16 protein-coding genes and 1 tRNA gene are annotated in these 19576 nt (G+C 39.0%); 7 read left to right on the top strand and 10 right to left on the bottom strand.

The genetic code is table 11. The features are described from left to right. Nucleotides 1–117: 117 nt before the first annotated feature. Nucleotides 118–1332, top strand: a complete 1215-nt coding sequence (gene gltS, locus GWI68_RS00845; protein WP_166539117.1) for a sodium/glutamate symporter — start codon at nt 118–120, stop codon at nt 1330–1332. A 148-nt stretch (nt 1333–1480) separates the two neighbouring features. Here the strand turns inward: gltS and recG are convergent, their stop codons facing one another. From recG to GWI68_RS00815, 6 genes are all read right to left on the bottom strand, one after another. Further along, complete coding sequence (recG, locus tag GWI68_RS00840; RefSeq protein WP_166539116.1) at nt 1481–3568, bottom strand: ATP-dependent DNA helicase RecG; 2088 nt, start codon at nt 3566–3568, stop codon at nt 1481–1483. Nucleotides 3569–3572: 4 nt separating this feature from the next. Then, entirely contained in the window at nt 3573–4295 is a 723-nt protein-coding gene (trmH, locus tag GWI68_RS00835; RefSeq protein WP_109408958.1) for a tRNA (guanosine(18)-2'-O)-methyltransferase TrmH, read from the bottom strand. Nucleotides 4296–4297: 2 nt separating this feature from the next. Continuing rightward, nucleotides 4298–6424 carry a bifunctional GTP diphosphokinase/guanosine-3',5'-bis pyrophosphate 3'-pyrophosphohydrolase gene (spoT, locus tag GWI68_RS00830; RefSeq protein WP_166539115.1) on the bottom strand — a complete coding sequence of 709 codons (2127 nt, stop codon included), beginning with the start codon at nt 6422–6424 and terminating at the stop codon, nt 4298–4300. Nucleotides 6425–6453: 29 nt separating this feature from the next. Next, a complete protein-coding gene (gene rpoZ / locus GWI68_RS00825) occupies nt 6454–6729 on the bottom strand; it encodes a DNA-directed RNA polymerase subunit omega (protein WP_006534607.1) in 276 nt (91 codons plus the stop codon). Between the two features lie 54 nt (nt 6730–6783). Then, entirely contained in the window at nt 6784–7407 is a 624-nt protein-coding gene (gene gmk, locus GWI68_RS00820) for a guanylate kinase (RefSeq protein WP_166539114.1), read from the bottom strand. Nucleotides 7408–7712: 305 nt separating this feature from the next. Further along, complete coding sequence (locus GWI68_RS00815) at nt 7713–8330, bottom strand: trimeric intracellular cation channel family protein (protein ID WP_072068818.1); 618 nt, start codon at nt 8328–8330, stop codon at nt 7713–7715. A 136-nt stretch (nt 8331–8466) separates the two neighbouring features. On the opposite strand from GWI68_RS00815, the gene GWI68_RS00810 reads away from it, so the two are divergent. Continuing rightward, entirely contained in the window at nt 8467–9753 is a 1287-nt protein-coding gene (locus GWI68_RS00810; RefSeq protein ID WP_166539113.1) for a DUF3748 domain-containing protein, read from the top strand. Nucleotides 9754–10223: 470 nt separating this feature from the next. After that, entirely contained in the window at nt 10224–10649 is a 426-nt protein-coding gene (locus GWI68_RS00800) for a hypothetical protein (RefSeq protein WP_109408955.1), read from the top strand. A 116-nt stretch (nt 10650–10765) separates the two neighbouring features. Here GWI68_RS00800 and glyS read toward each other — a convergent pair whose 3' ends face one another. Further along, nucleotides 10766–12838 (bottom strand): glycine--tRNA ligase subunit beta, encoded by a 2073-nt coding sequence (gene glyS, locus GWI68_RS00795; RefSeq protein ID WP_166539112.1) that lies wholly within the window; start codon nt 12836–12838, stop codon nt 10766–10768. Nucleotides 12839–12847: 9 nt separating this feature from the next. Beyond that, complete coding sequence (gene glyQ / locus GWI68_RS00790) at nt 12848–13753, bottom strand: glycine--tRNA ligase subunit alpha (protein WP_004246832.1); 906 nt, start codon at nt 13751–13753, stop codon at nt 12848–12850. Between the two features lie 238 nt (nt 13754–13991). On the opposite strand from glyQ, the gene GWI68_RS00785 reads away from it, so the two are divergent. Both GWI68_RS00785 and GWI68_RS00780 read left to right on the top strand, forming a co-directional pair. Next, a complete protein-coding gene (locus GWI68_RS00785) occupies nt 13992–14576 on the top strand; it encodes a DNA-3-methyladenine glycosylase I (protein ID WP_166539111.1) in 585 nt (194 codons plus the stop codon). A 170-nt stretch (nt 14577–14746) separates the two neighbouring features. Further along, a complete protein-coding gene (locus GWI68_RS00780; RefSeq protein ID WP_166539110.1) occupies nt 14747–16006 on the top strand; it encodes a valine--pyruvate transaminase in 1260 nt (419 codons plus the stop codon). 265 nt (nt 16007–16271) lie between these two features. On the opposite strand, the gene GWI68_RS00775 is transcribed toward GWI68_RS00780, so the two are convergent. Further along, nucleotides 16272–17930 (bottom strand): putative transporter, encoded by a 1659-nt coding sequence (locus GWI68_RS00775; protein ID WP_166539109.1) that lies wholly within the window; start codon nt 17928–17930, stop codon nt 16272–16274. Between the two features lie 387 nt (nt 17931–18317). Between GWI68_RS00775 and GWI68_RS00770 the strand changes: the two genes are divergently transcribed. Beyond that, entirely contained in the window at nt 18318–18653 is a 336-nt protein-coding gene (locus GWI68_RS00770; protein WP_208105078.1) for a YceK/YidQ family lipoprotein, read from the top strand. A 74-nt stretch (nt 18654–18727) separates the two neighbouring features. Here the strand turns inward: GWI68_RS00770 and GWI68_RS00765 are convergent, their stop codons facing one another. Beyond that, nucleotides 18728–19033, bottom strand: coding sequence for a DUF5339 family protein (locus GWI68_RS00765; RefSeq protein ID WP_166539108.1), 306 nt, complete (start codon nt 19031–19033; stop codon nt 18728–18730). Between the two features lie 300 nt (nt 19034–19333). Here GWI68_RS00765 and GWI68_RS00760 point away from each other — a divergent pair. Beyond that, nucleotides 19334–19410, top strand: a tRNA-Pro gene (locus GWI68_RS00760). The last annotated feature ends 166 nt before the right edge of the window (nt 19411–19576 follow it).

The following is a 19576-nucleotide window of genomic DNA, read 5'->3' as shown; positions in this document are numbered from 1 at the left end:
TGTGTTTGTCGCCATTTTTTTTTCTAATCGGGGATACCTGCTTTTGGCGTTGTTTATGGATGAACTTAGCGTCGTAGTATTTTTATATAAAATTAACAAATAAGACGGGGTACATAAATGTATCATCTTGATGTTTATGGCACGCTGGTTGCGGCCACTTTGGTTCTCTTGATCGGACGTAAGTTAGTGAAATCTGTTCCTTTTTTAGAACGGTATACGATCCCAGAACCTGTTGCAGGTGGGCTACTTGTTGCAGTTCTTTTATTAGTATTTAAATCTTTTATGGATTGGGAAGTGAGTTTTGATCTCTCACTTAAAGATCCATTAATGCTAGCCTTCTTTGCAACAATCGGTTTAAACGCGAACCTCGCGAGCTTAAAAGCGGGAGGAAAAGCACTTTTTATTTTCATCTTTGTTGTTGTTGGGTTGTTGCTAGTGCAAAACACAGTCGGTATTGCATTGGCGAAAATGTTAGGCCTTGATCCTTTGATGGGATTACTTGCAGGCTCGATTACATTATCGGGTGGTCATGGTACAGGGGCTGCTTGGGGTAAAACGTTCGTTGAAAGTTATGGCTTCATGAGTGCGTCTGAAGTCGCAATGGCGTGTGCAACCTTTGGTTTGGTTTTAGGTGGATTGATTGGTGGCCCAGTTGCACGTTACTTAATCAAGAATATTCCAACACCAGGACTTGGCGCTGATGATCATGAAATGCCAACGGCGTTTGAGAAACCCACTACAGGTAGAATGATTACTTCAATGGTATTGTTAGAAACTATTGCGATGATCTCTATCTGTTTAATGGCGGGTACATTCCTTTCTCAATTATTAGAAGGCACGGCATTCTCACTACCAACCTTTGTGTGCGTTCTATTTATTGGTGTTATTTTAAGTAATAGCCTTTCAATGCTTGGGTTCTACCGTGTTTTTGATAGAGCTGTGTCAGTTTTAGGTAACGTGAGTTTATCGTTATTTTTAGCGATGGCATTAATGAGTCTAAAATTATGGGAACTGGCTTCACTGGCGATCCCAATGCTGGTTATTCTTGGTGTTCAGGCGGGTGTTATGGCGTTGTACGCTATTTTTGTGACATTCCGTGTGATGGGTAAAAACTACGATGCGGCGATTTTAGCGGCAGGTCACTGTGGTTTTGGTTTAGGGGCAACACCAACAGCGATTGCTAATATGCAAGCCGTTACAGATCGTTTTGGACCGTCTCATCTTGCGTTCTTAGTCGTACCAATGGTAGGGGCATTCTTTATTGATATTGTGAATGCGATAGTGATCAAACTGTATCTACTGCTACCATTCTTTACACCGATAGCGGGATAGTTTTACCGTTATAACTTGAGAAATATCTCTGTATTAAATTGCACCCCAATGTTGTTTTTCAGCATTGGGGTGTTTTTTTATGGTGTTCTATTTCAATACTATGCTAAATCGCGTTTAACGGCATGCTAAGGCGATGCAAAGAGTGATCTTACGCTTGGCTATATTGAGTCTTAGCGGGTAGCCAGCGTTCGATTAAGGCTTGAGAATGCTTAGGGTAATGTTGATGTAAGTAACGAGCAATACGTTGTACTTCAGGGATCAGTCCTTGGTCGCGTAATAAATCAGCCACTTTAAATTGCGCATTACCTGTTTGCTTAGTACCTAAAAGCTCACCAGGGCCACGAATTTCGAGATCTTTTTGGGCAATCACAAAGCCATCATTGCTATCTCTTAATACTTGTAATCGCAAACGTGCTGTTTGAGTGAGTGGGGTTTTATATAACAAGACACAATGGGAGGCGATTGCGCCTCGACCTACACGTCCACGTAGTTGGTGTAACTGTGCAAGGCCTAGTCGTTCTGGGTTATCAATAATCATCAAACTGGCATTAGGCACATCAACGCCGACTTCGATAACGGTTGTTGCGACCAGAAGATGTAATTCATTTTCTTTAAAAGCCGCCATAACAGCTTGTTTTTCAGTAGGTTTCATTCGACCGTGTACAAGCCCGACTTTAATTTCAGGAAGTGCGAGTGTAAGTTCATCATAAATGACTTGGGCTGCTTGTGCTTCAAGTACGTCGGAATCTTCAATTAATGTACAGACCCAATAAGCTTGGCGGTTCTCTTCTGTACAGGCGAGCCTAATACGCTCAATAATATCATTACGACGAGTATCAGGGATGGCAACTGTGGTTACTGGTGTCCGTCCAGGAGGTAATTCGTCGATGATAGAGGTATCCATATCGGCGTAAGCAGTCATTGCGAGTGTTCGCGGAATTGGTGTTGCTGTCATCACCAATTGATGAGGATGAAAACCTTGCTCTTCACCTTTTTTCCATAAAGCAAGACGTTGATGCACTCCAAAACGGTGTTGCTCATCAATAATGACTAAGGCAAGGGAGTGAAACTTTACTTGTTCTTGAAAAATAGCATGAGTACCAATAATAATAGAAACTTCACCATTCGCAATGGCGTTTTGCTGTGCCTCGCGAGCTTTCCCTTTCTGCTTTCCAGCCAACCAACCCACTTGAATACCAAAAGGCTCAAACCATTTTCTAAACGTCAATGCATGTTGTTCTGCTAATAATTCTGTTGGGGCCATTAACGCTACTTGCTTACCATTTGCAATAGCGCGTAATGCACTTAATGCTGCAACTAGTGTTTTACCTGAACCGACATCTCCTTGGATAAGTCGCATCATCGGGTAGTTTTTTTCTAAATCATTTTCAATTTCATTGACGACACGTTGCTGAGCATTAGTCGGGGTAAAAGGTAGCATTGCGAGAAACTGCTGACGTAATGTTGATGTATCTGGCATAAACAGCGGCTCTGCACGATAAGATTGCGCACCAGCTCTGGCATTCAGCATACCTAAATTATGAGCCAACAATTCTTCAAGGATAAGTCTTTTTTGTGCAGGGTGTTGCCCTTTTTCAAGCTCTGCAAAGGCAATATTAGGAGGCGGATTATGTAAAGTGCGCAATGCGGTGGCTAATGGGGGTAAACCATGAATAAATTGATCGGGCAATAATTCATTAATAGCACAGGTATCAAGCAATTCTAATGCTTGCTCTATTAATTTACGTAATGATGTTTGGCGTAAGCCTTCTGTAGTTGAATAGATGGGAGTGAGTGTTTCTTGCAGTTTAACTTCAGAGCCTGCAACTTTGATTTTATATTCAGGATGAATAATTTCAGGGCCCCGACTTCCTCGCTTAACTTCACCATAGGCGGTGACTTGTTTACCTTGAGCAAGGTTGTTTTTCATTGCTGCCGTAAAGTTAAAAAAGCGAAGCGTTAAAATACCTGAGCCATCAGAAATTTGGCAGGTCATCATTTTACGCCGACCAAAACTGACTTCGGTTCTTAATACTTCACCTGAAACAGTAGCAGGGATACCGGGAAGAAGATCGCTAATAGCATAGAGGTGCGTTTGATCTTCATAACGCAAAGGAAGGTGGAGTAACAAATCCTCAATAGTCACAAGCCCTATTTTTGCCAGCTTGTCTGCCTGACTTGCACCTACGCCGTGAAGAGTGGTTAAGGGGATTGCATCAAGCAGTTTTCCTTTCATGGGATTAATACTCCGTCTTTTTTAATTTCCTAAGTTGCTTTTGTGTCATTTGCATTTCTGCCCACCATGAATCAGGTGCTTCAATTTCACCATGATCATTAATGTATGGGCGAGGCAGGCCTTTTCGACGAGAAACTTCTGCCAATACTGGGTATCCACCTTCAAATAGCAGAATTTGTTGTTCTTCTTCTGTTAAGGTGCTCTCTGTTCGATTATACATACCCGCAGCCTGACGCTGGCGTTGTGCTTCATATAAAATTAAAGCACTGGCAACCGAAACATTCAGTGATTGTACCATCCCCATCATAGGAACAATGATATCTTGATCGGCAAGCGCTATCGCATCTTGTGAGATACCTGTTTTTTCCTGTCCCATAATAATACAAGTTGGGCGAGTGTAATCAATCTCGCGAAAATCGACGGCTTTATCTGAGAGATGTGTCGCAAGAACTTGCATACCTTGAGTACGAAAAACACCTACTGCATCAGTGATTGTGGGGTGTGTTTCTACATTGACCCAACTGTTACTTCCTGCTGCTGGTGATACGAGCATTCGCATTTTTTCTTCAGGCCAAATAGCATGAATTTTAGGAATACCCACGGCATCAGCTGTTCTTATAACAGCCGCCACATTATGGGATTTATGCACTTCTTCAAGGCAAACCGTCAGGTCAGGTTGCCGCATCGCCATCATTTGACAGATGCGGGCATATCGAATTGAATTCATGACTAGTTTTTATTACGGCTAACGCGCAGAACATCTGGCATGATACGAAGTTTACGCATGATATTGGCTAATTGAATTCTGTCTTTCGCAGTTAAGCGAATAAAAGCACAATACACACGACCATCTTTCTCTTCTGTATTCATACTTTGAATACTTGAGTTTGCATCGTTAATAGCTGCGGTTAAGTTTGCTAATGCACCTTGGTGGTTAATCATATCGACTTTAATTTCAGTAATGAAATCACTGTTGATCTCTTTATCCCACTCGACAGGCATGAATTTTTCAGGTTCTTTTTGGTAACCACGAATATTACGACAAGATTCATGGTGAATAACTAAGCCTTTACCTGGACTAATATGTGCCACGATAGGATCACCCGGAATAGGGCGACAACATTTAGCAAAGGAGATTAATACGCCATCGGCACCTTTAATTGGTAGTTTAGGTGTTTCATCATTAGTTGTATTTGTTTGTGCGTTATTATCTTGATTTTGAATATCAATTAATAAATTACGCGCTACAACAACACTCATGGTGTTACCCAAACCAATCTCAGCCATTAGGTCATCAATGGAATGGAGCTTCATTCGCTTCAATTCACGCTCAATATTCTCGGCTGAAATATCAGCGAGCTTATGCTCACCTAAAGCGTGGTTCAATAAACGGCGACCTAAATTAATAGAGTCTTCGCGTTTTAGATTTTTCAGAAGTTGGCGAATTTTAGAGCGAGCTCTTGAGCTGACGACAAAGTTTAGCCAAGCTGCGTTTGGTCGAGCACCTGGAGCAGTAATAATTTCAACGGTTTGTCCTGTGCGTAGCGATTGTGAAAGAGGATAAGGTTGTCTATCAACTCTTGCGCCCACACACGCATGACCAATATCAGTATGTACAGCATAAGCAAAATCGACAGGAGTCGCACCCGTTGGTAATTCAACAATGCGACCTTCTGGCGTGAAAACGTAGATTTCATCAGGAAAGAGGTCTGATTTTACGTTTTCGATAAATTCGAATGAGCTACCCGCGCTTTGTTGCAATTCAAGTAGACTTTGCATCCAGCGTTGAGCTCTTACTTGTGCAGTTGTGCCCGGTTGTTCACCTTGCTCTTTATAAGCCCAATGTGCGGCAACCCCCATTTCAGCCATTTGATCCATATCTTCAGTACGAATTTGCACTTCAACTGGCACCCCATGAGGACCAATAAGTGAGGTATGAAGAGACTGATAGCCATTGGCTTTAGGGATGGCAATATAGTCTTTAACTCGACCGGGACGCGGTTTATAAAGACTGTGCATTTGACCTAAAACGCGATAACAGGTATCAACTTCTTTCACGATAACGCGAAAGGCGTAGATATCCATAATCGAGTGAAAACGTTGCTCTTTTAGCAACATTTTTCGATAAATAGAGTAAAGATGTTTTTCGCGACCGTTAACTTTGCATTCGATATGCGCTTCTGTCAGGCGACCTTCAATTTCAGAGAGGATTTTATTAATCATCTCTTTGCGGTTACCTCGAGCAGCCTTAACGACTTCTTTTATAACACGGTAACGATTAGGATGTAGTGCCTCGAAACCCAGCTCTTCAAGCTCTGTTTTGATATGATGTATACCTAAACGGTGGGCCAAAGGGCTATAGATTTCGAGTGTTTCGCGAGCAATACGGCGACGTTTATCTGGGCGCAATGAACCCAGTGTGCGCATATTGTGAGTTCGGTCTGCCAGTTTGATTAAAATGACGCGGATATCTTTCACCATCGCCATAATCATTTTACGGAAGTTTTCAGCCTGAGCCTCTTTTTTGTCCCTAAACTTTAATTTGTCCAGTTTAGAAACACCTTCAACAAGATCGGCCACCGTACTACCAAAGAGGTTTTCGATATCTTGGAAGGTTGCAGGCGTATCTTCGATAACATCATGCAACAACGCCGCCATAAGCGTTTGGTGGTCTAATCGCATATCTGCGAGAATACACGCAACCGCAACAGGGTGAGTAATATAAGGCTCACCACTTGAACGAGTTTGTCCCTCGTGGGCATTTCGGGCGACGATAAAGGCTTTTTTAAGTTGTTCAACTTGCTCCGATGGCAAGTATTTTTGAACGATTTGATTCAGGCTTTCAAACAGGTACAAGGCAGACCTACCCCTATTTTATAAAACGATTAACGACGACCTTCCGCAATCGCTGAAACAGCTTGTAATTCCGCTGCTTCTTGCTCTTGCTGCTCTTGACGTTCACGAGCATCAAGAATTTTACCGTTAATCAGGCCTTCTTCGATTTCACGTAGCGCGACAACAGTCATTTTATCATTTTCTTCTGGAACTAAAGGATCTTTAGCGCCAACTTGTAACTGACGCGCACGACGTGCTGCGACCAGAACGAGGTCAAAACGGTTACCAATTTTCTCTACAGCGTCTTGAACGGTTACGCGTGCCATATTTGTGTTACTCCACCATTAACGAAATGACTGGGCATAATACTGAAAGTTAACTCAGTCTGCCAATAATTTGCTGATTAAATCACCATGTCGTAGCGTTTGACGATCAAGGCGTAATTTTTCTGAACGAATAATTGATTGTAAATCAGCAAGCGCAGTATTGAAATCATCATTAATCAGCAAATAATCATACTCATTAAAATGTTCCATTTCCGATACAGCTTGCGACATACGTTTTGTAATCACTTCTTCGCTATCTTGCCCACGTCCACGAAGTCGGCGGTAAAGCTCTTCTTTTGACGGTGGCAGAATAAAAATACTGCGAGCTTCAGGCATCGCTTTACGCACTTGTTGTGCGCCTTGCCAATCAATATCTAAAAAAACATCAACACCACTGGCTAAGATTTCTTTGATAACTTTGCCGGATGTGCCGTAGTAATTACCAAAAACACAAGCATGTTCGAGGAAATCCCCGCTGTCTATCATGCTTTTGAATTCTTCTTTAGTAACAAAGAAGTAATGTTCACCATGGTTCTCTCCCAGTCGCATTGGGCGGGTTGTATGAGAGACAGAAACCTGTGTGTCATATAAAGGCTGTGTTTTTAACAGCGCTTGAATAAGACTTGATTTACCCGCACCGCTTGGAGCGGAAACAATATAAAGAGTTCCTTGGATCATGATGACTTTCTGAATTTGACTGGAGAATTAAGTATAAATACATGTTTAGGGAGCAAATCCCCCATATAGTATACACATACAATGAATGACATACAGTGCCCATGTTTAATACAGGGCCATTTTTTTCTTATTACATTCTATTTTTTTAATATAGAAACAAGAGAAAAATTAAACTATGTCAATATTAACATATAATTAAAGGCTCAGTGATAGGAATTACCTTTTATCACAATAGCGAAAAGAGATTATATTTTGAGATACCCCACAGAATCAAAAATAACCGCTGTTGTTAAAACAGCGATTCGTTAATCTTGATTCTCGTAATTAAAGACTGGTAGGCCCAATTTATAACGAATAGCGAGAAGTCGAGCCGTTAACCCAGCAACAAGGGTAATGATGATAATAACGTCTCTTGGTAATGGTGTATAAAACAGTAATCCCATATAAAGCCACGCAGCACCAAAAGCGATACCGGCATAAATTTCTTTTTGGAAAACCAAAGGAATGGTATTACAGAGCATATCCCTTAATACACCACCAAAAGCCCCTGTAATCACCGCGGCAATAGCAGCAATAATTGGGCCATATTCCATATCGAGTGCGATTTGTGCGCCGATAATAGAGAAAACCATTAGGCCGATGGCGTCTAGGATAAGAAAGAGTCGCTGTAGATGTTTCATCATGGGAGCAACCCACATGGTGATAACAGCAGCACATGCAACAGTGACGATATATTCAGGATGTTTTACCCAACCCAGTGGGTAATGGCCGAGTAGAATGTCTCTGACAGAGCCACCACCAATGGCAGTTGCAGAGGCGATAATAATGACGCCAAAAACATCCATTTTACGACGGCCAGCAGCAAGCGCACCCGTCATGGCTTCTGCAGTAATACCAATAATATAGAGAACACTAAGTAACATGATTTTCTAATTTTCTGACTATTTAGTGAGGATAGAGTAATTACCTTGCGAAAAAGTCTCGACTGAATTTTTTTAGTGCCAGGTAAAATTAATTAGTTTTTATAATGTGGAAATTTATTTCCCGATAAGGATAAATATGTCTTTTCAGGAACACCAGATTACGTTTGATAGCCGTCATCATCAGTTAACCAATATAAATGTTTGGACACCAGATAGCCAGTGGTTAGTCTATGATGTACGTCCCAATGGGGGATCTTTTACGGGTCTAACCATAGAAAAAATTCATGCGAAAACAAAACAGCAACAGATAATTTACACTGCTACACAAGGGGCACATGTTGGTGTGGCTACAGTATGCCCAACTGAGCCTGTGCGTTATGCTTTTATTCATGGGCCTGAAAACCCAGATGATGAATGGCATTATGATTTTCATCATCGTCGAGGAGTGATTGTTGATGAGTCAGAAAATAATCGAGCATTTAATATCGACGCTTGCTCGTTGACATCACCTTATCAAGCCGGTGCTTTACGTGGCGGAACGCATGTTCATGTCTTTAGTCCTGACGGTACGCGTTTAAGCTTTACATATAACGATCATATTATGCATGAACTGGGTGGCGAATATGATCAACGTAATGTGGCGGTTGCTGTGCCACTAAAGGCGGTAAATGTCGCTAAAAAACATCATCGTGAATATGATGGTGAATATTTTTGTACTGTAATAAGCCAAACTGTTGCTCATCCACAAAAGGGAAGTGATGAAATTAATAAAGCTTATGAAGAGTGTTGGGTTGGTACTCAGGGTTATACAAAGGTTGATGGTTCACAACAACGTTGGGCTATTGCATTTATCGGCGATACTGTGAGTGAAAATGGCGATAAAGTTTCTGATATTTTCTTAGTGGATTTACCTGATGATAATCAAGCTTTCAGTATTGAAGGTGATAAACCACTGGCAGGAACTGATACAACAATGCCAGCGGTGGCTAAAGGTATTCATCAAGTTCGCCTAACAAATACAGCTAATAGAAAATATGCAGGTATTTTAAATCAGCCTCGTCACTGGTTAAGAAGTTCCCCAAAAGGTGATGCGATTGCTTTCTTGATGAAAGATGATAACGGCATTGTGCAGTTATATACGGTATCGCCAAGTACGAAAGAGATAAAACAAGTCACCTCGCAGGATTGGGATATTCAGTCAGCCTTTACATGGAATAGTAACGGACAATATCTCACTTTTATTTGTGATAACAGCGTGATGCTATGTAATGTGAAAACGGGTGAACTAACACGTTTAACAGAAAAAACAGCACAGGCACCAAGTAGTGATGCTGTCGTGTTCTCTCCGAATGACCAATATATTGCATTTATGCGTGATGTTGATGGTTATCGCCAGATATTTACAGTAGAGACTGGGCTGTAGTTTTTAATGTAAAAGGTATCAAGATAATATTGATACCTTTTTTCTAAATCTAATTAAAATTAATTATATTTGAATACATACACTTTTAATTAATTTAACTAATTTTATTTTTTTATTTTTAGATTATAATTTTGGCTTTTAACTTTATAGATAGAAATATTAAATGGAAATAAACTTATTCTGGAGGAATATTGGCATATCACCACCAATAAAGAAAATAATGAAACAATTAAATTAGCTAAAGACTATATAATATAGGTACTTATTATTATAAGTCTGCACCCTCTAATCGATGGCATGTTTTTGATCAAATAATATTTTCTTCCTCATTTTTATACGGGGCAGATGATTGTTTTAAATTAGATGTTGATAAGCTTGATTTTCATAAAGTTTTAAAGATGATAACGAGTGTTTGGATAAAGTTTTTTTTGAAAAATTTGATCACTATCCAATATTTTGTGGGATTTTACATGAACGATGAAAATGAAATTTTTAATAGAATAAAAGCCTCTTTGGATAGAGCTTCTTCAGTTCTAGATATAAAGAATAAAATAGAAGAAGAAATATATAAAATAGTAAAAAAGCTAGAAGATTTTACTCATAATAAAATCGAAATTTTAATAAAAACAAACCGCTTTGAAGATATGGATTTTCAAAGTGGTAATAGTTTGGTTTGTATAAGTAAAACAAAATTAAATTTTAATTACGGATTCATATTATTTGGCTATAACATTGATGATGTAAGTGGGTTCCCTGTTGAAATAGAAACCGAACAAGAAGTATTCAATGCAAGTGATTTCAAAGAATTGTCTAATATTATTGCAAATATTATAGATAAAGCATCTATTAAAATAATGGAATTGGCATATAAAAATATAGAAGAATTGCCTTTTTAATTCATATTGAATTAGCGATAAAAACAATATATATCCCCAGTTTAGCTAGGGGGATATATACAAAAAAACCAGCATTGCTTTCACAATGCCGGTTTATGTTTTCTAAGGTTTACAACTTATTGTAAAACAGAAATATCCGCGACTTTTAAGAACAGTTCACGTAATTGGCTTAACATAGTTAAACGGTTGATACGAACTGCTTCGTCTTCATCCATTACCATGACTTTATCAAAGAAGTTATTGACCACATCACGTAATGAAGCCAGTTCAACTAAGGCTTCTTGGTATTTGCGCTCTGCAAATAAAGGCGCCAACTTATCTTGTAATACAGAAAGATTCGCTGCTAATTGAACTTCTTCTGGTGCTTTTAAGACGGAAGCTAAAACAGTGTCATTCAGTTTTACGTTAGCAGATTTTGCTAAGATATTAGAAACACGTTTATTAGCTTCTGCTAACGCAGAGGCTTCGTCTAATGTACGGAAATAAGTTACCGCTTTAACGCGAGCATTGAAGTCAGCAGGTTGTGTTGGGCGGCGTGCTAATACTGCTTGAATAGTATCAATGCTGTAACCCAATTCTTGATACCAAGAACGGAAACGACCCAACATAAATTCAACGACATCACTGACGACATTTTTATTCGTCAGTTTATCACCGTAAAGGCGAACGGCTTCTTGCGTTAATTCTTCAATATCTAACGGTAAATCTTGCTCAACGATAATACGTAAAACACCCAATGATGCACGACGTAGAGCAAATGGATCTTTATCCCCTTTCGGATGTTGACCAATACCGAAAATACCTGCAAGGGTATCCATTTTCTCTGCAATAGCGAGGGCGCTAGCAACAGGATTAGACGGTAATTCATCACCTGCGAAACGAGGCTGATATTGTTCTTTCAATGCAACCGCAACTTCTTCGGCTTCACCATCATGACGTGCATAATGCATACCCATAACACCTTGGGTATCTGTGAATTCGAATACCATATTGGTCATTAAGTCACATTTTGACAGTAAACCTGCACGGGTTGCTTTATTAACATCAGCCCCCATTTTGCCTGCGATAAAGCCAGCTAATGCTTGAATACGGTCTGTTTTATCACGCAGTGTGCCTAAATCTTTCTGGAATAATACGGTTTCAAGGCGTGGTAAGTTATCTTCTAAACGTTGTTTACGGTCAGTTTTGAAGAAGAACTCAGCATCAGCTAAACGAGGACGCACTACTTTTTCGTTACCGCTAATGATCTGTTGTGGATCAGAAGATTCAATATTAGTGACAAAAATAAAGTTAGGTAATAATTTGCCTTGCTTGTCATAAACAGGGAAGTATTTTTGGTCACCTTTCATGGTATAAACCAGTGCTTCAGCAGGAACTTCAAGGAATTTTTCCTCAAATTTTGCTGTTAGCACAACCGGCCATTCAACCAATGAAGTGACTTCTTCCACTAAGCTATCGCTTAAATCTGCGATACCGCCAAGTTTTTCAGCCGCAAGGCGAGCATCATGAAGAATAATTGATTTACGCGTTTCGTAATCAGCGATAACTTTTCCGCGTTCATAAAGAATTTCAGGATACTGATCTGCATTATCAATAGTGAACTCAGCTTCACCCATAAAGCGGTGACCACGAATAACGCGATCGCTTTGGATACCTAAAATTTCACCATCAATAACAGTATCACCTAATAATAAAGTGACAGTATGAACAGGGCGTACAAAGTGAGTTTCTTTATCGCCCCAGCGCATTAATTTTGGAATTGGTAATTTTGATAATGCAGTGCTTACCATGCCAATCAGTAATTGGTTAACAGCTTCACCTTTTACTTCTGCACGATAAAATAACCATTCACCTTTATCTGTTGATAAGCGTTCTGCTTGGTCAACCGTAATGCCATTACCTCTTGCCCAACCTTCAGCCGCTTTTGTTGGTTTACCATCAGCATCAAATGCTTGAGCAATCGCAGGACCACGTTTTTCAATGGTTCTATCTGCTTGTGATTTTGCCATATTGGCCACTTTAATGGCTAAACGGCGAGGAGCTGCAAACCAAGATACATCACCATGAGTGATATTGGCGTTATCCAGCTCAGCAGTAAAATTAGCAGCAAAAGATTCGGCTAAAGAACGAAGCGCTTTCGGCGGTAATTCTTCCGTGCCGATTTCCACGAGGAAAGTCTCAGTTGTCATGATAGCCTCTTACTTTTTACACATAGGGAAACCAAGCGCTTCACGAGAAGCATAATATGCTTCAGCAACCGCTTTGGTTAAAGTACGGATACGTAAAATATAACGTTGACGTTCTGTCACTGAAATCGCTTTACGTGCATCCAATAGATTAAAGGTGTGTCCTGCTTTTAAGATACGTTCATAGGCAGGTAAAGGCAGAGGTTTTTCTAACTCTAACAACTCGCGGGCTTCTTTTTCATACTGTTCAAAGCAAGAGAACAAGAAGTCTACATCAGCATATTCAAAGTTATAAGTTGATTGCTCAACTTCGTTTTGATGATAAATATCACCATAGGTGGTTTTACCTAATGGGCCATCACACCAAACTAAGTCATAGACACTATCTACGCCTTGAATATACATGGCAAGGCGCTCTAAGCCGTAAGTAATTTCGCCTGTAACAGGTTTGCACTCTAATCCACCGACTTGTTGGAAGTAAGTAAATTGCGTGACTTCCATGCCGTTGAGCCAAACTTCCCAGCCTAAGCCCCAAGCACCCAGTGTTGGGTTTTCCCAGTTATCTTCTACAAAACGAATATCATGAATAGTTGGGTCTAAACCTAACTCTCTTAAAGAGCCAAGATACAGTTCTTGAATGTTATCCGGTGATGGCTTAATGATAACTTGGAATTGGTAATAGTGCTGTAAACGGTTAGGGTTTTCACCGTAGCGTCCGTCAGTAGGGCGACGTGAAGGTTGTACATAAGCCGCAGCAATAGGCTCTGGCCCTAATGCTCGTAAACAGGTCATTGGATGCGATGTGCCGGCACCCACTTCCATATCTAATGGTTGGACAATGGTACAGCCCTGGCGAGCCCAGTAATCCTGTAGTGTCAGGATAAGACCTTGAAAGGTTTTGGTATCAAACTTTTGCATGTTATATCCGCATGGCGATACATAGAATAAAAAGAAAGGTTTCAGTATACCTTCTAGACGAAAGATATACAGCAAGGAATGCGGGCAATTTTCCTCCGATCAAAAAAATAATCCCTTAATTGAGTTTATGGCTATGCTCAAAGAATTAGATTGAATTTTTTTTCACCTATTTACATGTATATTCATACAGTATATAAAATGGTGCTATTACAAGTTATTGCTAACAAGGAATGAGAAAATGAATAAACAGCGTTGCGATTGGGTAACCAGTGATCCTGAATATTTGGCATATCACGACGATGAATGGGGAAAACCTGAACGAGATAAATACAAACTTTTTGAAATGATTTGCCTCGAAGGCCAACAAGCCGGGCTATCTTGGTATACCGTACTCAAAAAAAGAGAAGGTTTTCGTCGCTGTTTTTTTAATTTTTCACCTGAAAAAATTGCCAAAATGACAGATAAGGATGTTGAAGCTTTATTGCAAGATCCTGCAATTATTCGTCATCAAGGAAAAATTAACGCCATTATTAATAACGCGCGTGTTTTTATGGCAATGGAAGAGCAAGGTGAAGATTTTAGTCAGTTTATTTGGCAATTTGTTGATAATAAACCAATTGTTAATCAGTGGGATGATATATCACAAGTACCTGCGTCCACTGAAATCTCAGATAAAATGGCAAAAACGTTAAAGAAAAAAGGTTTTAAATTTGTTGGTACAACAACTTGCTACGCTTTTATGCAAGCCGTTGGTATGGTGAATGACCATATTCTCTCTTGTTTTTGTCGCCAAGAAGAGAGTGAAAACACCAATAAAAAGTAAAATGTGGGTTGAGTTATCTTTAACTTAATAGGTTATTGGTTTTATATTTCAATATTTAAATCTGTATTAATATTCCTATTTTATCATTTCTATTATAACTATTGATGCAGATTAAAGCTCGCGGTATGGTATTTCTTAACGAGAAAGCAACATAGAAGATACCTGCAAAGATGACTCAACTATCACAATTCGGGCAAAAATTTGCTCAACATTCAGGCATTGCTCGCTTGATGCAAGATTTAAATGAAGGAATACGGACACCGGGTGCCGTGATGTTGGGAGGTGGTAATCCTGCGCATATTCCTGAAATGGACAACTATTTCCGCCAGTTACTTAAAGAGATGACAGAAAATGGCACGTTAAGTGATGCAGTTTGTAACTATGATGGCCCGCAAGGCAAAGATGCTATGTTACAAGCGTTGGCGGCATGTTTAAAAGAGAAGCTAGGCTGGAATATTTCGGCAAAAAATATTGCATTAACCAATGGTAGCCAAAGTGCTTTTTTCTATTTGTTCAATTTATTAGGTGGTACAACGCCTGAAGGCAAGAAACGTAAAATTCTTTTTCCTATAGCGCCTGAATATATCGGTTATGCCGATTCTGGATTAGAAGAAGATCTGTTTGTTGCAAATAAGCCAACTATAGAAATGTTGCCAAATGGGCAATTCAAATACCATGTTGATTTTGCTCATCTTGAAATTGGTGATGATATTGCGGCTATTTGTGTTTCTAGACCAACAAATCCAACGGGTAATGTTATTACTGATGACGAAGTTGAAAAGCTAGAGGACTTAGCTAAACGGCATAATATCCCTCTTATTATAGATAATGCTTATGGTGTTCCTTTTCCGGGTATCATTTTCACTCAAGCAACACCTCGTTGGAATGACAATACTATTCTATGTATGAGCCTGTCTAAGTTAGGTTTACCCGGCGCACGTTGTGGCATTATCATCGCCAGTGAAGAGCTGATTTCGGCCATTACAAATGTGAATGGCATTATTAGTCTTGCACCTGGTGGAATTGGACCTGCAATGGCATTAGAAATGCTAAAACGTGATGATTTGATGCGATTATCTCAAGAGATAATTGGGCCTTTTTATCATCAACGAGTGCTTGAAACTATTGATATTATTCGCCGTTACTTGCCTGAAGAACGTTGCCTTATTCATAAACCAGAAGGCGCTATTTTCTTGTGGTTGTGGTTTAAAGACTTACCTGTTTCTTGTGAAGAGCTATATCGTCGTTTGAAAAAACGCGGTGTATTAATGGTGCCGGGGCATTACTTTTTTCCGGGATTAGAAGATTCATGGGATCACGCTCATCAATGTATGCGTATGAATTACGTGCCTGAGCCTGAATTGATAGAGAAAGGAATAAAAATTCTGGCTGAAGAAATCGAGAATATCTATCAGCCAGTGAATATCTAATAAAAATGCCCCTTCAGCGAGAAGAAGGGGCAAAGACAATAACGAGGACTTTTGAGCATAAGTTTGACGGAAAGAAATTGATTACTAAATATTTAGCAATCCGTCTCAATCTAAATTTCTTAGCACGAGAACTATTAAAACAGACAATCATAAAATCTATGGCTTAAATAAGAGCCATTCATGGCCTTAATTATCCCTCTGCTAAGCAAAATGTGGATTTTAGTAACATATTAGGTTCAACTGATTAATATATTTATTATTTTTGCTACAAACTCCAGATAATAAGTGCCATTAATTGTGGTGTTATTATGCGTAAAAACATCGCTAAAGGATAAACGGTGGCATAAGAAAGTGCCGCAGCTCCACTTGAGCTATGTATTGAATTGGCAAAGGCCAGTGCAGGTGGATCGGTCATTGAACCAGCTAACATTCCGCAAAGAGTTAAATAATTAAGTTTAAAGAAGATCCTGGCTATGATCCCCACAATTAATAACGGTAATAGTGTAATAAGAATGCCGTAGCCAATCCAACTCAGCCCTTGACCATAAATTAAGGTTTCAACAAATTCGCCACCAGAATTTAGCCCTACTACGGCTAGAAACATGACAATGCCCAATTCACGCAATGCTAAGTTTGCGCTTGGTGGCATAAACCAATAGAGCTTACCGAATGTTCCAATACGCCCTAAAATTAAGGCAACAACAAGAGGGCCACCGGCTAATCCCAGTTTAAGAGCTACGGGAATACCGGGAATGAAAATAGGAATAGAGCCAAGTAAAACCCCCAATCCAATACCAATAAAAACGGGTAGCATTTGAACTTGCTCTAATTTTTGACGAGCATTACCTAACAGGACAGTAATCGCTTCTATAGATTCAGGGCGACCAACAACATTAAGAATATCCCCGAACTGCAACATACTGTTATTGCTTGGAATTAGTTCGATACCTGCGCGGTTTAATCGAGTTACGACAACATCGTATTTTCTTTTAAGATCAAGATCTTTTAAACGCTTACTGAGTACGGAATCATTCGTGACAACGATCCGTACTGATTGTAGTAAATTGGTTGATGTTGAGAGTGAAGCGTCAACCTCTTCGCCTAATACAAGGCGTACTTTATTAAGATCTTCTTTCGAGCCAACAATATGCAGCAAATCCCCTAACTGAATAATCGTTGATGGCATCGGTACCATAATGTTATCACCACGTTTTAAACGAGAGCATACAATGGCATCTTCATTGAGTAGTGGGATATCTTGCATTAATAAACCATCTAAATTGGGGTTTTTAATGGCAATATTAATAGTATGTAGTGCCTCTTTAGTACTATTTTGCTGGTTACTAAAGGTTTTCGCTTCTTCATCAATGTTGATTTTAAAAAACACACGAATAAGCCACATAACTAACAAGATGCCACAAATTCCCATAGGATAAGCCATCGCATAGCCCATTCCCATTTGCCCGATTAAAGCAGGATCAATATGTAAATCAGTGAGTATCTGTTGCCCAGCGCCCAGAGACGGGGTATTGGTGACAGCACCAGAAAAAATACCCAAAATAATAGGCAAAGGAACATCAAATAAGCGATAAATTGAGGCGGTGATGATAGAACCAAGAAGAATAATGAAAATCGCAAAGGCGTTGAGTTTTAATCCAGAAACACGTAATGAAGAGAAAAAACCAGGGCCAACTTGAATACCAATGGTATAAACGAAAAGAATAAGACCGAATTCTTGAATAAAATGAAGAGTTTGTGCGTTGAGTGAAAGGTTATAGTGTTGAGCAAAATGCCCAATAATTATACCACCAAAAAGAACGCCGCCTATTCCTAGGCTGACTCGATAGATTTTGATATTGCCAATCCAAAGACCTAGAGCGCCTGCTAATGACAACATCACCATTGTTAATGCAATATCACTCATAAAAAAGATCCTATACTCAAAAAATAAAAATTAAAAAATTGAGCTAAAACGATAAACCTATTTTGGCAAAGAACAAAGAAAGTCGCTGTGTCTTATCGCACAGATTCGGAATATATAAAGATCAAAAAAATAAGAAAGATAAATATAGAGTTAAAATGTTTTTTTAAAATAAAGAGGGTTGAATTTTAATATCAGAGAAACATAATAATTGGTAATTTTATTATGTTTTTTTTAATTATATTAATAAGGTTTTTTGTGCATGCTTATTTATTTAATTATTGAAAAATTAAGCTATTTTATATCATCTTTCTCTTGTCCTATAAGAGAAAACAGGTTTAACTATATGATAAAAAGTGTTGACTCCTGATCTTGTTTTATAGGTGCCCTATGATATTTAGAAAGACGAGTAAAAATTTAACATTAATCACATTTTTAATGACCTTGTTGACGGGATGTTCTAGCGTTATGACACATGCTGGCCCCAATAAAGAGCTTTATTCAGGGACAAAAAATAATATGGCAATGCTAAAAGATGATGAAACAGGGTGGGCAATGAAACCCTTAGTTCTTTTAGATTTTCCTTTTAGTGCAGTATTAGATACTTTGTTACTGCCTTATGATTATTATACCAAGAGTGATGATAAAAGTGATAACTCACCAAAAGAACGAGTAAAAAGATTAGAAAGTACAACAGCAGATAATAATTATGAAAATAAGAATTAATATCAAAATAATGACTAAATAACGAATAAGTAATTCTATTTAGTCATTATCTGTTTATTTAACTATTTATAGGGCTATTTATTTAATACTGTTTCTTCTTTAGGGCCGAACATTTTATTAAGGCTATTAAGCTCTTGCATTTCTTTATCACATATTACTTTTTGTTCTGTTAGCGATGCTGCCATTATCTGTTTTTTACTTTGCTCAAAATTTCCTTTAATTTCAGGTATATTATGCTTTAGATCCTCACGTTGAGAAATATACTGAATAAATTTGTCTGCTTCTTTAAAGTACACTCGGCAAGCATGTGCCGTGGATGCTTGGGCTGGAAGTGTGGTTAACAACAGGAGTAATGCGAGGCTCCACCAACATTGTTTCATTCTCTAAACTACCCACCTTATTTGACATAAGTAAATTATATAAAAAGCATATAAAATAAACGATAGTATTAGCGAATAAATTTGTTATTTTTTCTTGTTTTTTATCAGCAATGTAAAGAAAAACAGAATTTGCAGAGAATATAGAAGAAGCCGATTGTTATAGTTACGCTAAAAGTGGGTGGATTTTATGATAAAAAAGTTAAAAATCAAGCGTTTTGGTTGAAAACCATACGAACAGTCAGGAGATACTAAAAAAGTATTGACGCAGTGGGTTTCTGGCAGTAAGATGCACCTCGTTTTCGGCGAGTAGCGCAGCCTGGTAGCGCAACTGGTTTGGGACCAGTGGGTCGGAGGTTCGAATCCTCTCTCGCCGACCATATTAAGAAACCCCGCTTTTAAAGCGGGGTTTTGTCGTTTTAGTCTTACCAAAAATACCTCACTCTTATTTTTGATTTCACCATAAAAGGTGTTTTCTCTCGATCAACCTTACTTCTATCTCATCTCTATTTGCATTCCAAACTCCCATACAGTTCAGAAACAGAG

It is taken from the genome of Proteus sp. G2669, from assembly GCF_009915245.1.
In the GTDB taxonomy this organism is placed as follows: domain Bacteria; phylum Pseudomonadota; class Gammaproteobacteria; order Enterobacterales; family Enterobacteriaceae; genus Proteus.
This window is presented reverse-complemented; position numbering and strand designations above follow the sequence as displayed.

Coding starts and splice junctions, on each gene's coding strand:
- glyQ (WP_004246832.1), bottom strand. CDS start 13,753: ATGCAAAAGTTTGATACCAAAACCTTTCAAGGTCTTATCCTGACACTA.
- GWI68_RS00770 (WP_208105078.1), top strand. CDS start 18,318: ATGATATTTAGAAAGACGAGTAAAAATTTAACATTAATCACATTTTTA.
- glyS (WP_166539112.1), bottom strand. CDS start 12,838: ATGACAACTGAGACTTTCCTCGTGGAAATCGGCACGGAAGAATTACCG.
- recG (WP_166539116.1), bottom strand. CDS start 3,568: ATGAAAGGAAAACTGCTTGATGCAATCCCCTTAACCACTCTTCACGGC.
- gmk (WP_166539114.1), bottom strand. CDS start 7,407: ATGATCCAAGGAACTCTTTATATTGTTTCCGCTCCAAGCGGTGCGGGT.
- GWI68_RS00780 (WP_166539110.1), top strand. CDS start 14,747: ATGACTCAACTATCACAATTCGGGCAAAAATTTGCTCAACATTCAGGC.
- trmH (WP_109408958.1), bottom strand. CDS start 4,295: ATGAATTCAATTCGATATGCCCGCATCTGTCAAATGATGGCGATGCGG.
- rpoZ (WP_006534607.1), bottom strand. CDS start 6,729: ATGGCACGCGTAACCGTTCAAGACGCTGTAGAGAAAATTGGTAACCGT.
- GWI68_RS00815 (WP_072068818.1), bottom strand. CDS start 8,330: ATGTTACTTAGTGTTCTCTATATTATTGGTATTACTGCAGAAGCCATG.
- GWI68_RS00785 (WP_166539111.1), top strand. CDS start 13,992: ATGAATAAACAGCGTTGCGATTGGGTAACCAGTGATCCTGAATATTTG.
- GWI68_RS00775 (WP_166539109.1), bottom strand. CDS start 17,930: ATGAGTGATATTGCATTAACAATGGTGATGTTGTCATTAGCAGGCGCT.
- GWI68_RS00810 (WP_166539113.1), top strand. CDS start 8,467: ATGTCTTTTCAGGAACACCAGATTACGTTTGATAGCCGTCATCATCAG.
- gltS (WP_166539117.1), top strand. CDS start 118: ATGTATCATCTTGATGTTTATGGCACGCTGGTTGCGGCCACTTTGGTT.
- GWI68_RS00765 (WP_166539108.1), bottom strand. CDS start 19,033: ATGAAACAATGTTGGTGGAGCCTCGCATTACTCCTGTTGTTAACCACA.
- GWI68_RS00800 (WP_109408955.1), top strand. CDS start 10,224: ATGAACGATGAAAATGAAATTTTTAATAGAATAAAAGCCTCTTTGGAT.